General features: G+C 72.2%; 19 protein-coding genes and 2 pseudogenes. 13 read left to right on the top strand and 8 right to left on the bottom strand.

What is annotated here, in order from left to right; all coding sequences use genetic code 11:
* Positions 1–113: 113 nt before the first annotated feature.
* Positions 114–737, bottom strand: coding sequence for a superoxide dismutase (locus ACFXGA_RS01140; protein WP_378083123.1), 624 nt, complete (start codon positions 735–737; stop codon positions 114–116).
* Between the two features lie 185 nt (positions 738–922).
* Here ACFXGA_RS01140 and ACFXGA_RS01135 point away from each other — a divergent pair, with 185 nt between their 5' ends.
* From ACFXGA_RS01135 to ACFXGA_RS01120, 4 genes are all read left to right on the top strand, one after another.
* Positions 923–1,984 (top strand): ABC transporter substrate-binding protein, encoded by a 1,062-nt coding sequence (locus tag ACFXGA_RS01135; RefSeq protein ID WP_378083121.1) that lies wholly within the window; start codon positions 923–925, stop codon positions 1,982–1,984.
* On the top strand, positions 1,968–3,038 hold the full coding sequence (locus ACFXGA_RS01130; protein ID WP_378083120.1) for a FecCD family ABC transporter permease: 1,071 nt from the start codon (positions 1,968–1,970) through the stop codon (positions 3,036–3,038). Before ACFXGA_RS01135 ends, ACFXGA_RS01130 begins: the two co-directional genes overlap by 17 nt.
* 23 nt (positions 3,039–3,061) lie before the next feature.
* Positions 3,062–3,805: an ABC transporter ATP-binding protein gene (locus ACFXGA_RS01125; protein ID WP_378083119.1), complete on the top strand. Its 744-nt coding sequence runs from the start codon at positions 3,062–3,064 to the stop codon at positions 3,803–3,805.
* 162 nt (positions 3,806–3,967) lie between these two features.
* On the top strand, positions 3,968–4,678 hold the full coding sequence (locus tag ACFXGA_RS01120; RefSeq protein ID WP_378083117.1) for a DJ-1/PfpI family protein: 711 nt from the start codon (positions 3,968–3,970) through the stop codon (positions 4,676–4,678).
* 19 nt (positions 4,679–4,697) lie between these two features.
* Here the strand turns inward: ACFXGA_RS01120 and ACFXGA_RS01115 are convergent, their stop codons facing one another.
* Positions 4,698–6,833 carry a heavy metal translocating P-type ATPase gene (locus ACFXGA_RS01115; protein ID WP_378083115.1) on the bottom strand — a complete coding sequence of 712 codons (2,136 nt, stop codon included), beginning with the start codon at positions 6,831–6,833 and terminating at the stop codon, positions 4,698–4,700.
* Positions 6,834–6,846: 13 nt separating this feature from the next.
* The gene (locus ACFXGA_RS01110) at positions 6,847–8,736 is read right to left on the bottom strand and encodes a cytochrome c oxidase assembly protein (RefSeq protein ID WP_378083113.1); all 1,890 of its coding nucleotides are present in this window, start codon (positions 8,734–8,736) and stop codon (positions 6,847–6,849) included.
* 105 nt (positions 8,737–8,841) lie between these two features.
* Here ACFXGA_RS01110 and ACFXGA_RS01105 point away from each other — a divergent pair, with 105 nt between their 5' ends.
* From ACFXGA_RS01105 to ACFXGA_RS01090, 4 genes and pseudogenes are all read left to right on the top strand, one after another.
* Positions 8,842–9,576, top strand: a complete 735-nt coding sequence (locus tag ACFXGA_RS01105; RefSeq protein WP_378083112.1) for a DsbA family protein — start codon at positions 8,842–8,844, stop codon at positions 9,574–9,576.
* Between the two features lie 5 nt (positions 9,577–9,581).
* Positions 9,582–10,010: pseudogene (locus ACFXGA_RS01100) on the top strand (vitamin K epoxide reductase family protein); the annotation flags it as partial.
* Between the two features lie 118 nt (positions 10,011–10,128).
* Positions 10,129–11,478, top strand: a pseudogene (locus ACFXGA_RS01095) (IS30 family transposase).
* Positions 11,475–11,618 carry a hypothetical protein gene (locus tag ACFXGA_RS01090; protein WP_378083109.1) on the top strand — a complete coding sequence of 48 codons (144 nt, stop codon included), beginning with the start codon at positions 11,475–11,477 and terminating at the stop codon, positions 11,616–11,618. Before ACFXGA_RS01095 ends, ACFXGA_RS01090 begins: the two are co-directional and overlap by 4 nt.
* A gap of 31 nt (positions 11,619–11,649) precedes the next feature.
* Here ACFXGA_RS01090 and sigC read toward each other — a convergent pair whose 3' ends face one another.
* Positions 11,650–12,201: an RNA polymerase sigma factor SigC gene (gene sigC / locus ACFXGA_RS01085; protein ID WP_378083107.1), complete on the bottom strand. Its 552-nt coding sequence runs from the start codon at positions 12,199–12,201 to the stop codon at positions 11,650–11,652.
* A 64-nt stretch (positions 12,202–12,265) separates the two neighbouring features.
* Between sigC and ACFXGA_RS01080 the strand changes: the two genes are divergently transcribed.
* A complete protein-coding gene (locus ACFXGA_RS01080) occupies positions 12,266–13,009 on the top strand; it encodes a zf-HC2 domain-containing protein (RefSeq protein ID WP_378083105.1) in 744 nt (247 codons plus the stop codon).
* Between the two features lie 205 nt (positions 13,010–13,214).
* On the opposite strand, the gene ACFXGA_RS01075 is transcribed toward ACFXGA_RS01080, so the two are convergent.
* From ACFXGA_RS01075 to ACFXGA_RS01065, 3 genes are all read right to left on the bottom strand, one after another.
* Positions 13,215–13,907 (bottom strand): DJ-1/PfpI family protein, encoded by a 693-nt coding sequence (locus ACFXGA_RS01075; RefSeq protein ID WP_378083103.1) that lies wholly within the window; start codon positions 13,905–13,907, stop codon positions 13,215–13,217.
* 76 nt (positions 13,908–13,983) lie between these two features.
* Positions 13,984–15,171 (bottom strand): ATP-grasp domain-containing protein, encoded by a 1,188-nt coding sequence (locus ACFXGA_RS01070; protein ID WP_378083101.1) that lies wholly within the window; start codon positions 15,169–15,171, stop codon positions 13,984–13,986.
* Entirely contained in the window at positions 15,168–16,247 is a 1,080-nt protein-coding gene (locus ACFXGA_RS01065; RefSeq protein ID WP_378083098.1) for a pyridoxal-phosphate dependent enzyme, read from the bottom strand. Before ACFXGA_RS01065 ends, ACFXGA_RS01070 begins: the two co-directional genes overlap by 4 nt.
* Before the next feature lie 406 nt (positions 16,248–16,653).
* Here ACFXGA_RS01065 and ACFXGA_RS01060 point away from each other — a divergent pair, with 406 nt between their 5' ends.
* Complete coding sequence (locus tag ACFXGA_RS01060; protein ID WP_378083096.1) at positions 16,654–17,808, top strand: MFS transporter; 1,155 nt, start codon at positions 16,654–16,656, stop codon at positions 17,806–17,808.
* A 21-nt stretch (positions 17,809–17,829) separates the two neighbouring features.
* On the opposite strand, the gene ACFXGA_RS01055 is transcribed toward ACFXGA_RS01060, so the two are convergent.
* A complete protein-coding gene (locus ACFXGA_RS01055) occupies positions 17,830–18,588 on the bottom strand; it encodes a class I SAM-dependent DNA methyltransferase (protein ID WP_378083094.1) in 759 nt (252 codons plus the stop codon).
* Positions 18,589–18,822: 234 nt separating this feature from the next.
* On the opposite strand from ACFXGA_RS01055, the gene ACFXGA_RS01050 reads away from it, so the two are divergent.
* The 3 genes from ACFXGA_RS01050 to ACFXGA_RS01040 are packed head-to-tail and all read left to right on the top strand — an operon-like array spanning position 18,823 to position 22,242.
* A complete protein-coding gene (locus ACFXGA_RS01050; RefSeq protein WP_378083092.1) occupies positions 18,823–19,929 on the top strand; it encodes a FecCD family ABC transporter permease in 1,107 nt (368 codons plus the stop codon).
* The gene (locus tag ACFXGA_RS01045; RefSeq protein ID WP_378083089.1) at positions 19,926–20,972 is read left to right on the top strand and encodes an ABC transporter ATP-binding protein; all 1,047 of its coding nucleotides are present in this window, start codon (positions 19,926–19,928) and stop codon (positions 20,970–20,972) included. Before ACFXGA_RS01050 ends, ACFXGA_RS01045 begins: the two co-directional genes overlap by 4 nt.
* A gap of 52 nt (positions 20,973–21,024) precedes the next feature.
* Positions 21,025–22,242 (top strand): ABC transporter substrate-binding protein, encoded by a 1,218-nt coding sequence (locus tag ACFXGA_RS01040; protein WP_378083088.1) that lies wholly within the window; start codon positions 21,025–21,027, stop codon positions 22,240–22,242.
* Positions 22,243–22,357 lie beyond the last annotated feature (115 nt).

Here is a 22,357-nt window from a genome sequence, read left to right as displayed (position 1 = left end):
GACGGACCGGTGCCGGGAAGACGGCGAGGTGCCCCGGATCGGTCGATCCGGGGCACCTGTCACGGCAGAGGAGGGCTTGTCGGAGCACCCGCTGCCGGGTTCGCGGCCCGCGGTCAGGCGGCGGGCAGGGTGGGCAGCCCGTTGCGGGCGAGGTCGAAGCGGCGGGTGACGTCGGTCCAGTTGACCAGTGACCACAGCTTCTGGACGTAGTCGGGGCGCACGTTGCGGTACTGGAGGTAGTAGGCGTGCTCCCAGGCGTCGAAGACCAGTAGGGGGCTGGTGTTCATGCCGATGTTGCCGTGGTGGTCGTAGACCTGCTCAACCACCAGGCGCTTCGACAGCGGCTCCCAGGCCAGCACGCCCCACCCGGAGCCCTGCACGGTGGAGGTGGCGGCGGAGAGCTGCTTGGCGAAGGCGTCGAAGGAGCCGAAGTGCTCGTCGATCGCGGCGGCCAGCTCGCCCTCGGGGCGGTCGCCGCCGTCGGGGGACAGGTTCTCCCAGAAGACCGTGTGCAGCACGTGGCCGGACAGGTTGAAGGCGAAGGTCTTCTCCAGGCCGACGATGCCGGAGAAGTCGTCCTTGTCGCGGAGCTCGGCGATGCGCTCCAGGGTGTCGTTGGCGCCATTGACGTAGGCGGCGTGGTGCTTGGAGTGGTGCAGCTCCAGGATCTCGCCGGTGATCGCCGGCTCCAGCGCGGCGTAGTCGTAGGGCAGGTCGGGTAGCTGGTACTGGCCCACGCGTGGTCACCTCATCGCTCGGTGTGCTGTTGCCATCAGATACTAACTGCAAGATATTTGCAACAGGATGAACGGTCGGGTACCGCGTGTCCCGGATGATGCTGTGCCGCTCGTTCGCGGACGGCGGGAACCAGAGGCGACCACCGGACGACTTGGTGGGTGTGTTGACATCCACGACTCGGCGCGTGTCGGCGGTTCCCCTGGTCCTGGTGGCGGTGGCCATCGTCGGGTGCGGTGCGGGGTCGGGCGCCTCCACTGCGCCCACCTCCCGTTCCGTGCCGCCGTCGGTGACCGCGGCCCCGACGACCTACCCGTTGACCATCCGCAACTGCGGCCGGACGGTGACGTTCGAGCGGGCGCCCAGCCGGGTGGTCCTGCTCAACGGGACCTCCGTGGCCGAGGTGGAGAGCTTCGTCGTGCTGGGCATCCAGGACCGCGTCCTGGCCAACAGCCAGTCCTACGGGGTGTCGGACGACCCGGCGATGGTGGAGAAGGTGAAAGCGGTCCCCACCGGCGGGTTGACGCTCAACCAGAACTTCGAGGTGCCGCGCGAGCAGGTGCTCGGCCTGCGACCCGACCTGGTGATCTCCCCGTGGGCGGGCGGCTTCGACGAGAAGATCGGCTCCATCAGCCGTGATCAGTTGGCCGCCGCCGGTGTCGCGAGCTACGTGACGCCGGTCAACTGCGGGTTCGGCGACCCGGCGGCGTCGCCGGAGGACCAGGAGCGCTACCGGGGGCAGTCGGTCGAGTCGTCGTTCGAGCTGCTGCTGGAGCTGGGCCGGATCTTCGACGTGCAGCAGCGGGCCGCCGACTACGTCAACGAGCAGCGCGCCCGCCTGGCCGAGGCCGAGCAGGCGGTGGCGGGCAAGCAGCGCAGGAACCTCCTGGTCGTCTACCCGGGGATGTCGATGATGAACAACAACGGCCTGCCCGCGGTGTTCGGCGGCGGGATCTACGACGACGTCATCGACCGCGCGGGCGGGGTGAACCCGTTCGCCGGCAGGACCAACGCCGAACTGGCCGAGATCAACGCCGAAGCGCTCGCCGCGGCACGGGTGGACCTGCTGGTGGTCGGGTTGTTCCAGCCCGGCGAGGACGCGCGGGTGATGGCCGAGGACCTGTTCGCGAAGTTCCCGCAGTGGGAGGCGTCCAAGGCCAGGCGGTTCACGTCGGTGTCGGACGGGATCTACCTGGGCCCGCTCAACGCGGTCGCGGTGAAGAAGTTGGCCGATGCCGCGCACGGCTGACACCTCGCCGGGGCTCAAGCGGCCACACCTGGTGTCCGGGCCGGGGTACGCGGCTCTGGTGGTGGGTCTGGTGGTCGCCACGGTGCCGGTGGTGGCGTTCGCGATCGGTGTCGGCACCGTGCCCGTCCCCGTGGGCGAGGTCGTCGGGGTGGTGTGGGCGCACCTGTTCGGCGACACCTCGGGGCTCTCGCCGTTGACCGACCAGATCGTGTGGCAGTTCCGTGCGCCCAGGGTGCTGCTGGCGGCGGTGGCGGGCGGGGCGTTGAGCCTGGCGGGGGTGTGCCTGCAGACGTTGGTGCGCAACCCGTTGGCGGACCCGTACCTGTTCGGGGTCACCTCCGGGGCGTCGTTGGGCGCGGTGGTCGCGCTGACCGCCGGCGCGGGCGCGACGGCGGGGCTGGGCGTGGCGGGGTCGGCGTTCGTCGGGTCGCTGATCAGCCTGGTGGTGGTGTTCGTCCTGGCCCAGCGGGGCGGGCGGCTGGTGGGCACGAGCCTGGTGCTGGCCGGTGTCGCGGTGGCCTACCTGGGCAGCGCGGCCACCAGCTACCTGCAGTTGCAGGCCAACCCCGCCGAGCTGCGCGGGGTGATGTTCTGGCTGCTGGGGTCGCTGTCGGGCGCCGGGTGGGACGACCTCGTGGCACCGGCCACCGCGACCGCCGTGGTGGCGGTGTGGCTGGCTACGCGCGGCCGGGCGATGAACGCCCTGTCGGTGGGCGACGACACCGCCGCCGGGCTGGGCGTGGACGTGCACCGGCTGCGGATCGTCCTGCTCGTCACCGCCTCGCTGCTCACCGCCGCGGTGGTCAGCAGCGTCGGCGGGATCGGGTTCGTCGGGCTGATCGTGCCGCACGCGGTGCGCCTGGTTGTGGGCCCGGACCACCGCAAGGTCATCCCGGTCTCGTTGGTGGCGGGCGCGCTGTTCCTGGTGCTGGTCGACCTGGTCACCCGCACGATCGACCGGCCCAACGAGATGCCGGTCGGGATCTTCACCGCAGCACTCGGGGCACCGTTCTTCCTCGTGCTGCTGCGCCGCCGCAAGCAGGCACTGCGGTGAGGGTGCGAGTCGACGGTGTGTCGGTGGTCTTGGATGACGCGCGGATCCTCGACGGGATCGACCTAGTGGCCGAGCCCGGCTCGGTGACCGGGCTGGTCGGCCCGAACGGGTCGGGCAAGAGCACACTGCTGCGCTGCCTGTACCGGGCGCTGCGACCTTCGGTCGGCACCGTGCTGCTCGGCGACGAGGAGGTGCGGCGGCTCAAGGCACGGCAGGTGGGCCGCCGGGTCGCGGTCGTGGCCCAGGACCACGACTTGGACAACGACTTCTCCGTGCGCGAGACCGTGGCGATGGGCCGCACCCCGCACCAGGGCCTGCTCGACCGGGAGGGCACGGCCGACCACGAGATCGCCGAGCGGTCGCTGGAACGGGTCGGCATGGCCTGGGCTGCGCACCGCCGCTTCGCGACCCTGTCCGGCGGCGAGCGGCAACGCGTCCTGCTGGCCCGCGCCCTCACCCAGCAGGCCCCGGTGCTGCTGCTGGACGAACCCACCAACCACCTCGACATCGGCGCACAGCTGGAACTGCTCGACCTCGTCCGCGACCTCGGACTGACCACGGTCGCCGCCCTGCACGACCTCGACCACGCCACCGCCTACTGCGACCGGCTGGTCCTGCTCGACGCGGGACGGGTGGTGGCCGCCGGAACACCGGGGGACGTGCTGACCGCCGAGCGCGTCACCACCGTGTTCGGCGTGCGCGGCGCGATCGTGCCGCACCCGCTGACCGGACGCCCGCACTTCGTCACCGCGTCGGTGAACCCGTGACGTGGTAGCCGCGTGGAGGGCGGGGAGTCCCGTTCCCGCCCTCCACGCGATGTCGCCGGTTCTCAGGAGCCCATCCGACACCCAGGTAGTCGGACGTGATCACCACGTGGTTCCCGGTGATCGCCGCCTGCCGTCGCCCATCGCACCGGAGGACATCGAGCCATGACCGATTCCCCGCCCCACGACGAGACGAACCTCGCTGCCGACGAGCACGGACCCGGGTCGGGTCCGGTGATCGGCGTCCTGCTCTACGACGGCTTCAGCCTGCTCGACCCGACCGGCCCGACCGAGGTGCTGTCGCGGGTGCCCGGCGCCACCACCGTGATGATCGGCGAACGGCAGGGCCCGATGCGCACCGACACCGCGAGCACGGCCGTGGTCGCGGACCGCTCCATCGACGAGGTCGACGCACTGGACGTCCTGGTCGTCCCCGGCGGGAACGAACGGGGCGTGATCGCGGCCATGGAAAGCCGGGCGCTGCTGGACTGGATCCGACGCGTGCACGAGCGCAGCACGTGGACGACCTCGGTGTGCACCGGCTCGATGATCCTCGCCGCGGCGGGTCTGCTCGACGGGCGCGAGGCGACCACCCACTGGGCGGGCGCCGACTACCTGCACACCCGCTTCGGCGTGACCTACCGACCGCAGCGATACGTGCGCTCGGGCCGGATCATCACCGCCGCGGGCGTGTCGGCGGGCATCGACATGGCGCTGCACGTGGCGGCGCTGCTCACCGACGACACCACGGCGAAGGCGATCCAGCTGGCCATCGAGTACGACCCGCAACCACCCTTCGACGCGGGCGACGCCACGCACGCCGACCCGGATCTCAAGGAACTGGCGATGCGGCTGATCGCCCAATCCCAGGTCTGACGGGGTGACACCGGCCGGATCAGCGATCCGGCCGGTAGCCGCGCAGCCTGAGGCTGTTGGTGACCACGAGCACCGAGGACAGGGACATGGCGGCCCCGGCGATGAGCGGGTTGAGCAGGCCGGACGCCGCCAGCGGCAGCGCGGCGGCGTTGTAGGCGAACGCCCAGGCGAGGTTGTCGCGGATGGTGGCCAGGGTGCGGTTGGCCAGCTCCACGGCGTCGGGCACGGCGTGCAGGTCGTCGCGGACCAGGATGACGTCGGCGGCGTGGGCGGCGACGTCGCTGCCGCGGGCCATGGCCATGGCCAGGTTGGCGGCGGCGACCTTGTCCGCCGGGCGCACACCGGACAGGACGTCGGTGATGCCGACCTCGGCGGCGACCGCGCGGGCCGCGGCCGAACCGTCGCCGGTCAGCAGCACGGTTGTCAGCCCCAGGGCGTGCAGGCGGGCGACGGCGTCGGCGGCCGAGGGGCGCACGGTGTCGCGCACGGCGATACCTCCCACCACGACGCCCTCGCGGGCGACGAGCACACCGGTCGCCGCGCCGAGGTCGTCCAGCCACCGGTGGGCCCGCGGCGGCACGGTGACGCCGAGTTCGGTCATCAAAGCGGCCGTGCCCACGACGACCGTGGCGCCGTCCACCTCACCGCGTGCCCCCGCACCCACCAGTGCCTCGAAGCCGTTCACGGCCGGCAGCGCGTCGCCCGCCGCAGTGACGACGGCCGCCGCCACGGGGTGCTCGGAGGCCGCCTCGACCGCGCCCGCCCAGCGCAGCACCTCGCGCTCGTCGGCCTCGCCGAACGTCGCGGTCGCCACCACGGCCATCCGGCCGGTGGTGATCGTGCCGGTCTTGTCCAGCACGACGGTGTCCACGGCGCGGGTGGCCTCCAGCGCCTCCGGTCCCTTGATCAGGACACCGAGTTGCGCCGCGCGGGCCACGCCGACCATCAGCGCCGTGGGGGTGGCCAGGCCCAGCGCGCACGGGCAGGCGATGATCAGCACGGCGACCGCGGCGGTGAACGCCTCCCGCGCGCCGTGCCCGGTGACCAGCCACCCGCCCAGCGTCAGCGCCGCGAGCACCAGCACCACTGGCACGAACACCGCGCACACCCGGTCCACCACCCGCTGCACGGCGGCCTTGCGCTGGGCGGCCTGCTCGGCCAGGGCGCTCATCTGCGCGAGCTGGGTGTTGGCGCCGACCTCGGTCACGCGGACGACGAGCCGCCCGGCGCGGTTGACCGTGCCGCCCACCACCCGGTCGCCGGGACCCACGTCGACCGGGGCGGACTCGCCGGTGATCGCCGCGGTGTCCAGCGCGGAGGTGCCCTCGATGACCACGCCGTCGGCGGGCAGCGCCTCACCCGGCCGCACGACGAACCGCTCGCCGACCCGCAGCAGCGCGGCCGGCACCGGCTCCTCCACACCGTCGCGCAGCACGCGGGCGTCCTTGGCCGCCAACCCCGCGAGGGCGGTGAGCAGCCCGACGGCGTTGCGCCGGGACCGGGTCTCGAAGTAGCGGCCGGCGAGCAGGAACGTGGTCACCCCGGCGGCGACGTCGAGGTAGACCGCGTCCGCGCCCTCGGCGGTGACACCGAAGCCCAGCCAGTAGCCGGGGCCGGTGGACCCGGCGGCCATCGACCACACCGCCCAGCCGAAGGAGGCCAGCACCCCCAGCGAGACCAGGGTGTCCATGCCGGCGGAGCCGTGGCGCAGGGTGCGCAGCGCGGCCCGGTGGAACGGCCACGCCGAGTAGGCCACCACGGGCAGCGCCAGCAGCACGCACAGCGGCTCCCAGCCGGTGAACCGCAGCGACGGCACCAGCGCCAGGCTGATCGACAGGTTGCCCAGCGGGATCGCGAGCACCGCGGCGACCACGAGCCTGCGGCGCAGGTCGGCCACGGCGGCGGTGTGGGCGGCGCGGTCGTCCTCGGCGCGGTGGCGCACGCGGGCGTCGTAGCCGGCCTTGCGCACCGCCTCCACGGCGTCGTGCGCTCCCAGCCCGGTGGGCAGGTGGACGATCGCGCGTTCGGTGGCGTAGTTGACCGAGGCGCGCACCCCGTCGAGCCTGTTGAGCTTGCGCTCGATGCGCCCGGCGCACGCCGCGCAGGTCATGCCGGACACGGCCAGTTCGACCGGCGCGTCCACCGTGGTGGTCATCCCGTTGTTCTCCTCAGTCCCGGCGACCGGCCAGGTCGGCGAGCATGGCGTTGTAGGCGGCGATCCGGTCGTCATCGCCGCTGTCGAGGCGGCGGTCGAGCCGGGTGGCTTCGCGGCGGTCGGCGGTGGCCCACTGGCGCAGCAGGGCGATGACCACGACCAGCATGGGCAGCTCGCCTGCGGCCCAGGCGATGCCGCCGCCGAGCCGTTGGTCGGTGAGCAGGTCGGGCACCCAGGGCAGCGCCAGGTGCCGGTAGTAGGTCTCGGCGATCACGCCCCGGGTGTTCATCAGGATCACGCCGAAGAAGGCGTGGAAGGGCATGACCGCGAACAGCAGTCCCAACCGGGCCAGGTGCGGCAGCGGGCGCGGTGGCCGGTCCACGCCGATGACCAGCCAGTAGAAGACGTACCCGGAGACCAGGAAGTGCAGGTTCATCACCTGGTGCGCCCAGTGGAAGCGCATCGCCTCGCCGAACAGGTCGGAGAAGTACAACAGGTAGAACGAACCGACGAACACCACCGCGGCGACCGCCGGGTGCGCCACGATCCGCGTCGCGCGGCAGTGCACCAGCGCTACCAGCCACGCCCGCGGCGCCGAGGGCAGGGTGCGCAGCGCCAGGGTGATCGGTCCGCCGAGCACGAGCAGCACGGGGCCGAGCATGTTCAGCGCCATGTGGGAGACCATGTGCAGGCTGAACGTGCCCGGCGCGAACCGGCCCAGCCCCGACGAGGTCACCACCAGCACCACCGCGCACCCCGCCACCCACGCCGCCGTGCGCCCGACCGGCCAGGCGTCACCGCGCGCCCGCAACCGGCGCACCCCGACCAGGTAGCCGGTGGCCAGCAACAGCGCGCCCACCCCCAGCACCAGGTCGAGCCGCCAGCCGAGCAGCAGACCCGCGGCGGACGGCGGGTCGGGCAGCTCGTAGCCGAGCACGGTCTGCTGCACCGACGGCCGCGCGACCAGCCACGACGGCGGCACCAGGTGCGTCAACCCCACCGACGCGCCGAGCGCCACGCCCAGCACCACCAGTTCTGCGCCCAGTGGCCGGGTCGCCTCCCACCGCCGGCGCACCAGCGGCACGAGCCCGCACACCGTCACCTTGACCGCCAGCAGCAGCCCGTAGCCCGACCACAAGCCGCCCGGACCCGCGGTCACCAGGCCCACCACCGAACCGCTGAGCACCAGCACCACCAGGCACACCGCGCTCAGCCGGCGGTAGCGGCGCAACACCTGCTCCCGGTTCGCCGCGCCCGGCCGCCGCAGGAACCCCCGCAGCGCCACCACCGAGCCGACCCACACCGCGGCGGCGGGCACGTGCCACACCACCGCGTCGGTGGCCAGGTCGTGCCACGCGCCCACCGACACGTGCCCGGCCACCACCGGCGGCAGCAGGCCCAGCACACCCACCCCGAACCAGAGCACCGCCACCGGCCACGTCAACGTCGACCGCGCCCCGACCGCCACCACCGACGCGGCCACCGCCGAGCACAGCCACGCCTTCGGCTCCTCCGTCGCCGCCACCAACTCGCCCAGGTGCGCCCACACCACCGCGGGCGGCTGCCCCGAGGCGTCCCCAGCCGACAGCGGCACCGCCGCGGCCGAGGCCACCGCCCACGCGGTCGCCGCCCCGGCCGCGAGCCGGACCGCGGCGTAGGCGTCGGCGGTCAGCTCCCGCGCGCGCCCGGCCGGCACGACGAACGCGGCGAAGGCCAACGCGCCGACCGCCACCACCGCACCCGCCTCGGCGGTGAACCGGACCACCCCGAACAGCCACGACGCCACCCGTCCCGGATCGGTGTCACCGAGCACCCCGTGCACGTCACCCGCCACCAGGACCACGCACGTGACGCAGGACACCGCCGCGCCGACCGCGAGCACAGCGGCCTTGTCAACCCTCACGACTACACCAGTCGGGCGAACAAGTCGCGGAGTTCCCGGAACTACTCCGAACGCCATCCGACCAACTGGACGAGAAGCCGAACCCGACCAGAAACGACGTACCCGATGTCACGCACGAGCCGCCAGAAGAACCGCAACATCATGGCCGCGCGCCGCGGTCCCTCCCTCAACCTCCTCCTCACCGGCGCCGTGGTCCTCGTCGCGGTCCTGGTGATCGGCGGGGTGCTGCTGGTCAACCGGTCCGGTGAGGAGGGTGCCGCGCCGAACGAGGCGCTGTTCCCGGTAGGCGCGCACACCTTGTCCAGGGTGGACGGTGACAAGGTGACCCTGGTCGAGTTCCTGGACTTCCAGTGCCCCGCTTGCGCCTCCTACTACACCAACATCACCAAGAAACTGGAACAGGACTACCATGGGCGCATCACGTTCGTGACCCGCAACTTCCCGCTGGAGATGCACCCGCTCGCGGTGCCCGCCGCGCGCGCCGCCGAGGCCGCCGCCAAGCAGGGCAGGTACGCCGAGATGTACCACGCCCTCTACGACAACTTCGACCAGTGGGCCGTGGACGGGCAGTCCACCAGCGCCGACGTCGGCCGCGCGACGACGAAGTTCGAGGAATACGCCACGAGCCTCGGGTTGGACCTGGAGCGGTTCCGCGCCGACATGGCCTCACCCGAGGTCCAGGCCGCCATCGACAGCGACGTCGCCGACGGCACGGAACTGGGCGTGAGCAGCACGCCGACGTTCTTCCTCAACGGCGAGCAGTTCCGGCCCACCGGGCGCACCGTCGCCGATATCGACCGCGAGCTGCGCGCGAAGATCGACGCCGCCCTGGCCGGGTGAACCGGGTGAACCGCCGCCTCGCCTGGCTCCACGTCACCGGTGGCGGCCTCGGCCTGGCCGCAGCCACCGCGTTGACCCTGGAGAAGATCGCCAAGCTGCGCGACCCGGCCTACGTGCCCACCTGCTCGCTCAACCCGGTCATCTCGTGCGGGTCGGTCATGGACAGCCCGCAGGCCGCCGCGTTCGGCTTCCCCAACCCGCTGATCGGCATCGCGGCGTTCGCCGTCGTGGTCACCACAGGGGTCGCGGTGCTGGCCGGGTTCGAACCACCACGCTGGTACCGGGTCGCGCTCAACGCGGGCACCGCGTTCGGTTTCGTGTTCGTGCACTGGCTGATCGTGGCGAGCCTGTACGACATCCACGCCCTGTGCCCCTACTGCCTCGTGGTCTGGGTCGTGACCATTCCGATCTTCTGGTACACGGTGAGTTCAACCGGTCGTCGCAACACTTCGATGGCGGAGGTGTTGGATGGGATGGTCGAGGAAGCAGGTGCCGCGGGCACCGAGCGGGGCTCGACGTCAGTGGGCTGCGGACAGGGCGATGCGGGCGCCGATGCGCTCACCCGGGCGGCCGGAGCCGTCGCGGGCGGTTCAGCGGGACTTCTGGCGCCTGATCGCCTCCGGGGTCACGACGGTCCAGGCCGCGGAGGAAGTCGGCGTGTCGTCGCCGGTCGGGATCCGCTGGTTTCGACACGCTGGCGGGATGACGCCGCTGAACCTCCACGATCCCACCGGTCGGTACCTGTCGTTTGCCGAGAGGGAGGAGATCGCGCTGCTGAGGGCTCAGGACAAGGGCGTGCGTGAGATCGCCCGCATGATCGGCCGCGATCCTGAGACCGTGTCTCGTGAGCTGCGGCGCAATGCCGCGACCAGGGGTGGCAAGGCGGTCTATCGCGCCGTGGTGGCCCAGTAGAAGGCGCAGCAGGCGGCGAAGCGCCCGAAAACGGCGAAGCTGGCGAGCGATGAGCGGTTGCGCGAGTATGTGCGGGACCGGCTCGCCGGCGATGTCCGTCGCCCTGACGGCACGGTCGTCGCGGGCCCCGGGACGCCGCCGTGGAAGGGGTTGAACAAGCCCCGTCGTCAAGACAGGCGCTGGTCGACGGCGTGGAGTCCGGAGCAGATCGCGCATCGTCTGAAGCTCGACTTCCCCGATGATGAATCCATGCGCATCAGCCACGAGGCGATCTACCAGTCCCTGTTCATCCAGGGGCGAGGCGCGCTCAAGCGTGAACTGGTCACGTGTCTGCGCACGGGCCGAGCGCTGCGAGAGCCGAGGGCCCGATCGCGGAACAAGCCGCAAGGACACATCACCGCCGACGTCGTCCTCAGCGAGCGCCCCGCCGAGGCTGAAGACCGAGCCGTCCCCGGCCACTGGGAAGGGGACTTGATCATCGGGACGGGCCGCTCGGCAATCGGCACCATTGTCGAGCGCAGCAGCAGGTCCACGCTCCTGGTGCATCTGCCGCGGCTGGAGGGCTGGGGCGAGACGCCGCCCGTGAAGAACGGCCCGTCGCTCGGCGGCTACGGCGCCGTCGCGATGAACGCCGCCCTGACGGTGTCGATGACGAAGCTGCCCGAGCAGCTCCGCAAGACCCTCACCTGGGACCGGGGGAAGGAACTGTCCGCGCACGCCCGGTTCGCTCTCGATACCGGCACGAGGGTGTTCTTCGCCGACCCCCACTCACCGTGGCAACGGCCGACGAACGAGAACACGAACGGGTTGCTGCGTCAGTACTTCCCCAAGGGCACCGACCTGTCGAGGTGGTCCGCCGAGGACCTCGAAGCTGTCGCCCTGGCCCTGAACAACCGGCCCCGCAAAGTCCTCGGCTGGAAGACCCCCGCCGAGGTATTCAGCGAGCAGCTACAGTTGCTCCAACAGCCCGGTGTTGCATCGACCGATTGAACTCACCCACCACCCTGGACACCTGGCCCGCGCTCGCACCGCTGCGCCGCCTCCACAGCGCCGTCCTGGCCCTCTGGTACGCGTTGATCGCCGGCCTGGTGCTGCACGCCTTCCGGGACTACTGGAACAGCCTGCTGTGACGGTGTCGCGAAGACCGGGCCCAGGGCAGCATCACCCCACGTCGGTGGCCTCGTCACCCGTGGCGCGCAGCAGGTCGTCGCGGGCGCGGGCGACGCGGGAGCGGATGGTGCCCACCGGGCAGCCGACGACGTCGGCCGCCTCGGCGTAGGACAGGCCCAGGACCTGGGTGAGCACCAGGGCTTCGCGGCGGTCCGGGGCCAGGGCGTCGAGCAGCATGTTGAGCTCGACGACGTCCTCGAAGCCGGTGTCGGCCGCCTGCCGGTCGGCCTCCTGCGCCCAGTCCGCGCCCGACGACAGCCGGGGGCGTGCCTGCGCCATGCGGATGTGGTTGACCACGACGCGGCGGGCGATGACCAGCAGCCACGTGCGGGCCGAGGAGCGGCCGGCGAAGCGGCGCAGGCTGGGCAGGGCGCGGGCGTAGGTCTCCTGCGCCAGGTCGTCGGCCAAGGCGACCTCGGACAGGTGGGCGACGAAGCGCCACACGTCGCGCTGGGTGGCGCGGACGAACCGCTCCAGGGCGTCGCGGTCGCCGGAACTCGCGGCCAGCGCCCAGCTGGTGACCTCGTCGTCGAAGGCTGTCACGATTCCGAATCGTAACCACACCCCCGTGGGGAACTAGTGAGCCGAATGGCCCGACTATTGGAACGTGGACTGCCAATCCTGCCGTGAAGCGCTCTCGGCCCGCCTGGACGGCGAGGCCGAGCCCGTACCTGCCGCCGAGACGGACGCGCATCTGGCACAGTGCCCCGCCTGCACCCGCTGGCAGGCGAGCGCACAGGCGCTGACCAGGACCATCCGCGTCCGCCCCGTGGGCGCGGAGCCGGACCTGGTCGACGCCGTGCTGGCCGCCGCCCCACCCGATCACCCCGCCGCACCCCGCCACACCGCCCTGACACCACGCCTGGCGCTGACCGCCGTTGCCATCGTCCAGCTGTGGCTCGCCCTGGTCCAACTGCTGGCCGGAGCCACCGGCGGGCACGCCGGGCACGGGATCTCCACCCACCTGTTCAACGAGGGCGCCGCCTGGAACCTCGCCCTGGGCATCGGCCTGATGGTCGCCGCCGTGAACTCGCACCGCGCCGCCGGGCTGCTGCCCACCCTGGGTGGTTTTGTCGCGGTGCTGCTGGCCTTCTCGGTCAGCGACCTGCTCGACGGCACCGCGACCACCACCCGGGTCGTCTCCCACCTGCCGCTGGTGGCCGGTCTGGTGCTGCTCTACCTCGTCGCCCGCGCCCACCGGGAGCCGAGTCCGGGCACGCCCGCCAAGCACGACCGCGACGACCTCGACCACCACGACCACGACAGCGCCGACACCGTCCCGAGCCCCGCCGGGCGTCGCGGGCAGTCGCGGCACCTGCGACCCACCGCCCACCACCGACGAGCCGCCTGACCCCGAGGACACGCCGGGTCGGTCGCCCTTCCACCGCCCCGGCGTCACACACCGCCGCGAACACCCGCGCCGGCCGGGCACCCCTTCGCCCGGCCGGCCCGGGCCTTCCGGACGTCCACTCGTCACGGACCCGGCGCGGCCGCAGCCCACCGTCCAGCCGGGCCGGTGATGTGGTGCGCGCACCACTGGACCTCCTCGTCGCCGATCAGGCGCGCCAGACGGTGCCCCGGCGCTCGTACTCCAGGAAGGTCTCCGCCTGCTGAGCCGACCGCGCGCCGAGGAAGCGCTCAACGAGCCACAGCCCCACGTCCAGGCCTGAGGTGACGCCGCCGCCAGTGATCAGGTCGCCGTCGTCGACCACGCGGGCGTCGACCACGATCGCGCCCCGGGCCGCGAGGTCGGCCTTCGCGCGGTGGTGGGTGGTCGCGTTGCGGCCCTTCGTGATCCCCGCGGCCGATAGGACCATGACGCCGGTGCAGATGCCCACCGGGAGCGCATCGATCGAAGCCAGGCGGCGCAGGAACTCCCGGTCGGCCATCAGCCGGGGCACACCGGGGCTCGTCGGATCGGTGTAGCGTCCCCCGCCGGGCACCACCAGCACGTCCGCCTCGTGCGGGGACCACCCCTTGGCCACCTCGACGCGTGCGCCGAAGCTGCACGTCACGGTGCCGGGCCGCCCGGTGGTCACCAGGGTGGTGGTCAGCGCGCCGCCGCTGAGCCCGCCGGCCAGGCCGAGCACCTCGGCCGGTACGGCCCAGTCCTGCTCCTCCACGCCGTCGAACATCAGCAGCTGGACGCGCAGCGGGTTCGCCGCCGACGCGGTCAGGATGGCCGCGGCCGAACCGCCCAGACCACCGGCCGACAACGCCGAGGCACGCAGGAAAGAACGACGTTCCACGATCACCCTCCCGGGTTGGTGCCGTCCGCCGGTCGGCGTGCACGCCGCCCGGCATCGACGCGGACGTGGTGTGGTTCTAGCCTCGCGCCCGGATTAGGGGTATGACGCCGCCGGCAGCGGCCTGGGCGTGGTGCAGGGCGAGTTCGGCGGTGGGGCCTTCGGCGAGCACGATGCCGGTGCAGGAGCGCTGGTCGGTCAGGTGCTCCACCACATCGCCCGGACTCGCGGTCGGGTACCACTCCGGGGTGCCGGGCAGGCCGGTCAACCTCTCCAACCCCGACCAGCCCTCCAGCACCCCGGCCTCGCGTGGGTAGATCGCCACGAAGCCGGTTGCGGTGCCGTCGCCGGTCGCGCCGTCGAGCAGGTCAGGTCGTTGGCCGAGGGCGACTTGGACCATCGCGTCGTAGGCGTTGGTGCCCAGAGCCCTGCACAGGGCTTCGCCGACGAGCGCGCCGCCGATGCGGGCGTTGATCTCGACCACCTCGGGGCCGGTCGTGGTGAGGACGAACTCGGTGTGCGTGAAGCCGTTCTCGTGCCCGGCGGCTTTGAGCACGTGGCCGATCCAGTCGTCGAGTTCGGCGAGTGCGCTGTCGGGGAAGGCGACGGGGAACGCGGACGCTTCCTCGCGGCGCGCGGGTTCGGGGGACAGCACGCGGCTGAGCACGCCCAGCAGTCGGGTCTTGCCGCGCCAGGAAAGGGTCTCGGCGCTGTAGAGAGGGCCTTCGAAGTACGGTTCGGCAGTCAGTCGGCCCTTGAGCGGGGTGTCGGCGGCTTCGCGCAGGGCGGCGTCGCGCTCGGCGACACTGCGGCACAGCCACACCGCCCGGGACGAGGTGCCCGCGGAGTCCTTGACCACCAACGGGAAGTCCTCCGCGGTCGCCGGGTCGAGCGGGCCGGTGCGGCTGAGGCCGTGGGCGTGCAGCCGGGCCCGGACGGCGGCCTTGTCCCGCAGCACGTGCACCGCCGCGGGCGCCGGTCCGGGCAGGCCCAGGCGCGCGGCCAGCTCCGCGCCGGGCAGGGCCCAGGTGTCGGTGGAGCTGATGAGCCCGGCCAGGTCGGGCAGCTCGCGCAATGCCTGCTCGCAGGCGGTGACGTCGGTGGTGTCGACGTCCACGACCCGTACGCGGTTGCCGCAGCGGGACAGCTCGTGGCGGTAGATCCAGCGGTCGCCGGTGAGCAGGACGAGGTCGTGCCCGGCGGCGCGGGCGGCGTCGGCGAGGCGGCCGAGGCCGAAGGTGAGGGCTTCCAGCAGCACGACGGTCACGGCACGAGGTCCTTCCGGAGTTCTCGGGGGCGTTCCTGCACGGGGACGGTCGGTCTGTAGGGGCGGCGCGCCCACTCGATCGCGGCCCAGGGCGGGGACAGCTCGTCCAACGAGGAGATCTCGACCGGGGCCAGCAACTCCGGGTCGAGGGCTTCGCGCCAGCGGGTGAAAACGCGGTCGGTGTAGCGGTGGCCGGTGTCCGCGCCGATGACCACGTGCGTGCGCGAGGGGTTGCGCTCGGCTTCCCACCGGGCGACCAGGTGGGCCGCGCCGGTGGACAGGCCGGCGAATACGGCGTGGGTGCGCATCAGGCCGATGGTGGCGGCCATGGCGTGCTGGAAGTCCAGCCAGTGGATGCGGTCGTAGAGCCGGTGGTGGACGTTGTCGAAGTGGATGGCGCTGCCGATGCCGGCGATGATCGCGTCGGGGTCGGTGAAGTGCTCGCTGCCGAAGGTGACGCTGCCGAAGGGCTGCACGCCGACCAGCCGCGTGAGCGGGTCGTGCTCGCGCAGCGCCCGGGTCAGGCCGCCGGTGGAGGCGCCGGTGCCGACGCTGCCCACCACGGTCAGCGGCTCGCCCGGCAGGGCGGCGCGCAGCAGGTCGGCCAGCTCGGCGTAGCCGAGGTGGTGCACCGGGTCGTGGTACTGGCGCATCCAGTGCAGGTCGGGACGCCGGGCCAGCAGCTCGCGCACCCGCGCCACCCGCCTGCTCTGGTCCAGCCGCAAGTCGTCCGACGGGGGCATCTGGTCCACGGTCACGCCCAGGATCTCCAGCTGGGCGCGCATGGTGTCGTTGACCGTGGTGGAGGCGACGATGTGGCACCGCAGACCGTAGCGGTGGCAGGCCATCGCCAGGGCCAGCGCGTAAATGCCGCTGGAGCTGTCCACCAGGGTTTGCCCAGGGCGCACGACCCCGGTGTCCAGTAAGTGCCGGACCGCACCGAGCGCGGCGTACACCTTGAGGGTTTCGAAGCGGACCAGCACGGTGTTCGGCGAAAGCCGGATCAGGGACGGTGCCTTGACGGCGTCGGTGATGTGCTCGTGGACCGGCGGGGCTACGGCGTCGTGGTCGAGCACGGTCCTCACCTCCCGACCGGTCGTGGGCAGGAAGCCACCGCCGGTGGGACCGTCGCGCGGGTCAGGGTCATGATCGAGCCCTTCCGGTGTGGGGCATGTCGTCGAGCGGCGGCGGCGAGGGCGCGCGAACCGCTACCGTGCGCACGGTGGTGCGGGTCGAGCCGGCCGGTCCACCGGCCGCACCGCTTCCAGTCCTACTGGTCGTCCGCAGAACCTGGTTGGTTCCCCGGGCGATGGAATTCGGGCGTGGGAATCGGAACTCCTGCCCGTCGTGGAACGACCAGTTCTGCGTCGGGGCCGGTGCGTGAGGCGACGGGAGCAGGAGGCTGCGCATGGGTTGGGACGGTTGATGGGTACTGGAATGTCCTCCAGTGCGGGAACCCGAAGGCGTTTCCCGGGAAGTGGGATGGCCGGTCTCACGGGAGCGCAGGTGGCGTTGCTGGTGGGCGGGTGCCTGGTCAACGTCGGTACCTTCGCGGTCTACCCGTACCTGGCCGTGCTGCTGCGCGATCGACTGGGAGTCGGGATGGCGCAGGTCGGGGTGGTGCTCGGGGCGGCTACGTTGGTGCAGTTCGCCAGTGCGCCGCTCACGGCCGCGTTCGCCGAGCGGATCGGGCTCAAGCGCTGCCTGCTGCTGGCCACGTTCGTCTACGGGCTGGCTGCCCTGACCTACCTGGTCGGGGCGGAGGAACCCGGGTTGACGGTGCTCGCGCTGTTCCTGAGCTGTGGTGCCGGGGCGCTTTACTCGCCCGCCTACCGGGGCTACCTGGTGCACTCGGCGACCGAGGAGCAGCGTCCGCGGGTGCTGTCGTCAGGCAACGCGGCGGGCAACCTGGGCATCGCGCTCGGGCCGGTGGTCGGGGCGTTGTTCCTGGACCAGCCGGGTCGGCTCTTCGCGATGACCACGGTGCTCTACGCCGTGCTGGCGGTGGCGCACTTCTTCCTGCGCCCGGAACGGACGACCGATTCCAGGCCCGACGTCGAGCCGTTCCGCAGGGTGCTGCGAGGTCTGGCCGGGATCCCGTTCGCGGTGACCGTGCTGACCCACTACCTCTACATGCAGTTCTACCAATACCTGTCGACCTTCGCGGAGGGACGGGTGCACACGACGGCCTACGGGGTGGTCATGGCGGGGTACTCGCTCGGGTTGGTGGCGGTGCAGCCGCTGGTGGCGCGACGGGTCGGTCGCGTCGGCTACCCGGTGGCCATGGCGGTCGGCTTCTGCTGCATGGCCGCGGGCATGGCGGCCTTCGCCAGCGGAGGGGTGGCCGGTCTCGCCATGGGCGTCGCGGTGATGGCGGTGGGTACCGCGGTGTTGTTCCTCAAGAACGACCTGGAGGCGTTGGCGGGGTCGCGGCGGTCGGCCACGGTGACCTTCGGGCAGCAGCGGCTGGCGGTCGGGGTGGGTTCCCTGCTCAGCGGGGTGGTCGGTGGCGCGGTGTACGGGCTGTTCGAGGAGGCGGGGCTGCTGTCGGGGTTCTGGTTGGCGGTGGCCGCGCAGTGCCTGCTGCTGCCGCCGCTGGTGCTGGTGGTGGCCCGCAGGGCGGCCGGGAGGGGGTGACCCGCCGACGGGCCTACGGGATTACGAAGCCGGAGTAGCCGGCTTCTCGTAGACGGTGACGTAGTTGCCCTCGGCGCGGAACGGCTCACGGCGCCAACCTCCCCATCGGTGCACGCGCCGCAGCCCGGCCAGGCGTGCCATGAGGTCGAGTTCCGTCGGCCAGGCGTAGCGCATGAACGCCGGCGCCAGCTTGATCCCGTGCTCGGTGATCAGCACGTGGTGTCCCTCAAAGCGCTGTTCGACCGGGTCATGACGGACCGCTGCCAGCCGCACCCGGTCCAAGCCCACCTGGTGGGTCTCCAAGGTCTGGTTGCGCTGATAGCGGGCGACGTCGGGCATCGGGCACTCCAGGACGAATCGGCCGCCGGGCAGCAGGCGCTTGGCGGCGTTGGCGAAGCAGCGCACCTGTTCTTCCTGGTCCTGGAGGAAGAAGAAGGTGGAGAACACCACGAACACCATGGCGAACAGGTCGTCGGTGCCGTCGTCGACGTCGGCCATGTCGCCGATCACGACGGGGATGCGGTCACCGCCGGGCTTGGCCCGCATCCGCGCCACCATCGCCTCGGAGGCGTCCACGCCCCGCACGTCGACGCCCGCCTCGGCCAGCGGGATCGTCACCCGCCCGGTGCCCACCGCGAGTTCGAACACCGGCCCGGACGGTCCTTCCTCGACCAGTTCGGCCAGGCCGCGCACCGCGTCGGTGGGGTCGTGGGCGGCGTGCCACTCGTCGTAGACGTCGGCGTTGAGCTCGCCGTAGGTCTCCGGTCCGAAGCTGTGCATGAGGTCTCCTCCAGAGGGCCGGTTCCGGCGGCCGGGCGCGTGGTGCGGGCAGCGTTCGGCGGCCACGGCACGTCCACCAGGTCGGCCGGCCGACCCACTAAGTTCCCGGCTCGTGCGGAATCGTCACCGCCTATGTGTTTCCCCGATCCTCGGGAACCGGATGGCGGTGCGGCACGACTTCTACGGTGGTGGCCGGTTCGACAGCGGCCCGGAGCGGGAGGAACAGGGTGCGCGGTGTCAGGTAGTGGCACGGGGGTCGAGGACGAGGTCGAGGTCGTCGCACCGCCGCGCGGGACCGGGGCACGTGGGCGGGCCGGGTACGTGGCGGGGTTGTTCGGGCTGCTGGTCCTGCTGTTGCTGGGCGCGGTGGTGGTGCTGATCGCGCAGGGCTCGATCGCCATCCCGATCGGGGCGGTGCTGCGCGTCCTGACCGGCCAGGACGCCGAGTCCGAGGTCAGCCGCACGATCGTGCTGGACGCGAGGCTGCCGAAGGTGGTGGCCGGGCTGCTGGCCGGGGCCGCGCTGGCGGTGGGCGGTGCCCAGATGCAGACGTTGTTCCGCAACCCGCTGGCCGACCCGTTCGTGCTCGGCGTCAGCTCCGGCGCGATCCTGGGCGCCTCGGTGGTCATCCTGGGCACCAGCGGCGTGGGTTGGCTGTCGGGGCTCGGCGTGGTCAGCCAGCTGGGGGTGACCGGCGCGGCCGTGGCCGGGGCCGCCGGGGTGCTGCTGATCGCGCTGGGCATCGCCCGCCGCGTCGGCGACCCGGTCGTGGTGCTGGTCGTGGGAGTGATGCTGGGCTACCTGGCCGGGGCGGTGGTGGACATGCTGGTCTACTACACCGACCCGGACCGGTTGCAGGCGCTGGCGACGTTCACCCGCGGGTCGGTGCGCAACGTGACCTGGAACGAGTTGCAGGTCATCGCGGTGTCGTGCGCGGTGGTGCTGGTGCTGTCGGTGTTCCTGGCCCAGCCGCTCAACGCCCTCCTGCTCGGTGACCGGTACGCGGGCAGCCTGGGGATCAACGTCCGGCGGGTGCACTTCCTGTCGCTGGCGAGCGTCGCGGTGCTCTCGGGCATCACCACGGCCTACTGCGGGGCGATCGGGTTCGTCGGCCTGGCGGCACCCCACCTGGCCCGGGGCCTGCTGCGCACCGCCGACCACCGGCTGGTGCTGCCCGCCAGCGCCCTGATCGGCGCGGTGATCGTGCTGGTCGCCGAGTACGTCGCGGGCGGCAACGGTCTGACCCGGACCTCGCTGCCGTTGAACTCGGTGACCGCGTTCGTCGGCGCGCCGGTGATCCTGTGGGTGCTGCTGTCCGGCCGGGCGAGGAGGCAGGCGTGACGACCGAGAACCCCCGGCCAGCCCTGCAGGCGGTGGCGGTGAGCGCGGGCTACCGGCGGCGGCGCCGGCACCCGGAGGTCACCGTGCTGCGCGACGTGCACCTCGCGGCCCGGCCCGGCGAGCTGATCGCGCTGATCGGCCCCAACGGCGCGGGCAAGTCCACCCTGCTGCGCACCCTGGTGGGCGCGCAGCCGCCGCTGGCGGGCCACGTCCTGCTCGACGGCCGCGACCTCGCGACCCTGTCGCCCCGGCAGCGTGCCCGGCGGCTGGCGGTCACGCTGACCGAACCGGTCGACGTGGGGCAGATGAGCGTCGAGGCGGTGGTGGCGCTGGGGCGGATGCCCTACCGGTCGTGGATCGGCCGGGAGAAGGACCGCGACCGCGCTGCGGTGGACCGGGCGTTGGTCGACGCCGGGGTGGCCGACCTGCGTGACCGCCCGCTGACCGACCTGTCGGACGGCGAGCGGCAGCGGGTGATGGTGGCCCGCGCCCTGGCGCAGGAGCCGGCGGTGCTGGTGCTGGACGAGCCCACCGCGTTCCTGGACGTGGCGCGGCGCATCGAGTTCGCGGCGATGCTGACCCGGCTCGCCGCGACCACCGGCGCGGCGATCGTGCTGTCCACCCACGACCTCGGGTTCGCGCTGCGCCGCGCCGACCAGGTGTGGCTCGTCGGCGGCGACGGCACGGTGACCGCGGGCGCACCCGAGGACCTCGCCTACGGCGATGCGGTCACCCGCACCTTCACCGGCGAGAACATGTCCTTCGACGACGCCGCGGCCACCATCGTCGTCGCCGACGACACCGAACCCGGCGCCACCGTCCAGGTCGTCGCCGACGGGAGGCTGCGGCAGTGGGCGGAGCACGCCGTGCGCCGCGCCGGGTGGGAACCGGTCGCCGACCCGTGCGGCCACGTCCTGAGCATCGAGCACGGCACACCGTGCCGCTGGACCGTCAACGGCGCGCAGGGCGTCGGCTTCGACTCCCTGGTCACCCACCTGCGCGGCCGCACCGCGCCACTGCCCGAAAACGCCCGGACCGGGTGAACACCCGCTCCCACCGCCCGACCCCACCACGCACCCGCAGGAGAGCAGCACCGTGAACACACTCATCCGCTCGGCCGTCGCGCTGCTCGCGCTGCCCCTCGCCCTGGCCGGCTGCGGAGGATCGAGCCCTGACGCGTCGGGCGGCCAGGCAGGCGCGGGGGACTGCGTCACCGACTACGCCGAGGGCCGGGACTACTTCCCGGATAAGGCCACCGTCACCGAATCCGAGCTGTGGAAGATCAGCTACCACAACTCCTACAAGACCATCACGCTCACCGACACCGAGAACTCCGACGGCCCCGAGCTCAAGTACGTCCTCTACCAGTGCGGCACCCCCCAACCCGAGGCCACCGGCGACCTGGAAGGCGCGCTGATGGTCCAAGTGCCGGTCACCAACGTCTCCGTGACCTCCTTCAATGCGCTGGCCATGGTCGACCGGTTGGGCAAGAACAAGACGATCACCGGCCTGAGCGGCCAGCTGCTGGGCAACGCCGAGAAGGACAAGTGGTACGGCGGCGTCGCCGAAGCCGCCGGCAGGCCCATGTCGATCGGGGAGTACACCGACTTGGACAAGGAAGCCGTGCTGGGCCTGAAGAACCAGGTCATCCTCATGTCCGGGTTCGGCAAGGGCTTCGACGACATCAGCAACGCCCGCGCCGCCGGGATGCCCGGGGTCAGCGTGTCCAACCGGCTGGAGCGCCACGCCCTGGCCTCCGCCGAGTGGATCAAGATGGTGGCCGCGTTCTACAACGCCGAAGCCGCCGCCAACACCGAGTTCGACACCATCAAGAGCAAGTACGAGCAGGTCGTCTCCACCGTCTCGGGCAAGATCGACAACCGCAAGGTGGGCTACCTCTGCGTCGCTCCCGAGCGCGGTTGCGAGTTCATGCACGGCCACGGCGCCGAAACCCTCGTCGGCCGCCTGCTCACCCAGCTCGGGGTGGACAACGTCTTCGCACCCGACAACCCCGCCCCCAACGGCCGGCCCTACGACTTCGAGAAGGCCGTGGGCACCGCCGCCGAAGCGGACTTCTTCATCGTCTACGACCCCATGAAGATGACCCGAGCCGCCCTCACCGCCGACCCGCGCACCAACCAGTTCAGGCCCTTCAGGGAGAACGCCTTCATCGCCGGTGTGGACGAGAACTTCGAGGAGTGCCGCGCCAAGACCTACCTCGACGTCGACGTGCTCATCCGCGACTTCGCCATCGGACTCGCACCGGACCTGTTCCCCGGCGCCAAGGGCACCTGCTTCGCCGGCGCCTCCTGAGGTGTCCGGGGGGGGGGGGGGGCGGGGCGCGGCGCCGCCCGCGCGGGGGGGGGACCTCGGGGGGGCCGCCCGCCCCCCCCCGCCGCGGGGGTGTGGGTGGGGGGGGGGGGGCGGA

Origin of the sequence: Actinosynnema sp. NPDC059335 (genome assembly GCF_042752395.1) — a bacterium.
Taxonomy (GTDB): Bacteria; Actinomycetota; Actinomycetes; order Mycobacteriales; family Pseudonocardiaceae; genus Actinosynnema.
Note: the sequence above shows the minus strand (reverse complement) of the source record. Positions and strands in the feature narration are given on the sequence as shown.

Bases quoted from the DNA above. Each gene is read 5' to 3' on its own strand.
- ACFXGA_RS01120 (WP_378083117.1), top strand. From the start codon at position 3,968: ATGACCGATTCCCCGCCCCACGACGAGACGAACCTCGCTGCCGACGAG.
- ACFXGA_RS01105 (WP_378083112.1), top strand. From the start codon at position 8,842: ATGTCACGCACGAGCCGCCAGAAGAACCGCAACATCATGGCCGCGCGC.
- ACFXGA_RS01115 (WP_378083115.1), bottom strand. From the start codon at position 6,833: ATGACCACCACGGTGGACGCGCCGGTCGAACTGGCCGTGTCCGGCATG.
- ACFXGA_RS01130 (WP_378083120.1), top strand. From the start codon at position 1,968: ATGCCGCGCACGGCTGACACCTCGCCGGGGCTCAAGCGGCCACACCTG.
- ACFXGA_RS01055 (WP_378083094.1), bottom strand. From the start codon at position 18,588: ATGCACAGCTTCGGACCGGAGACCTACGGCGAGCTCAACGCCGACGTC.
- ACFXGA_RS01060 (WP_378083096.1), top strand. From the start codon at position 16,654: ATGGCCGGTCTCACGGGAGCGCAGGTGGCGTTGCTGGTGGGCGGGTGC.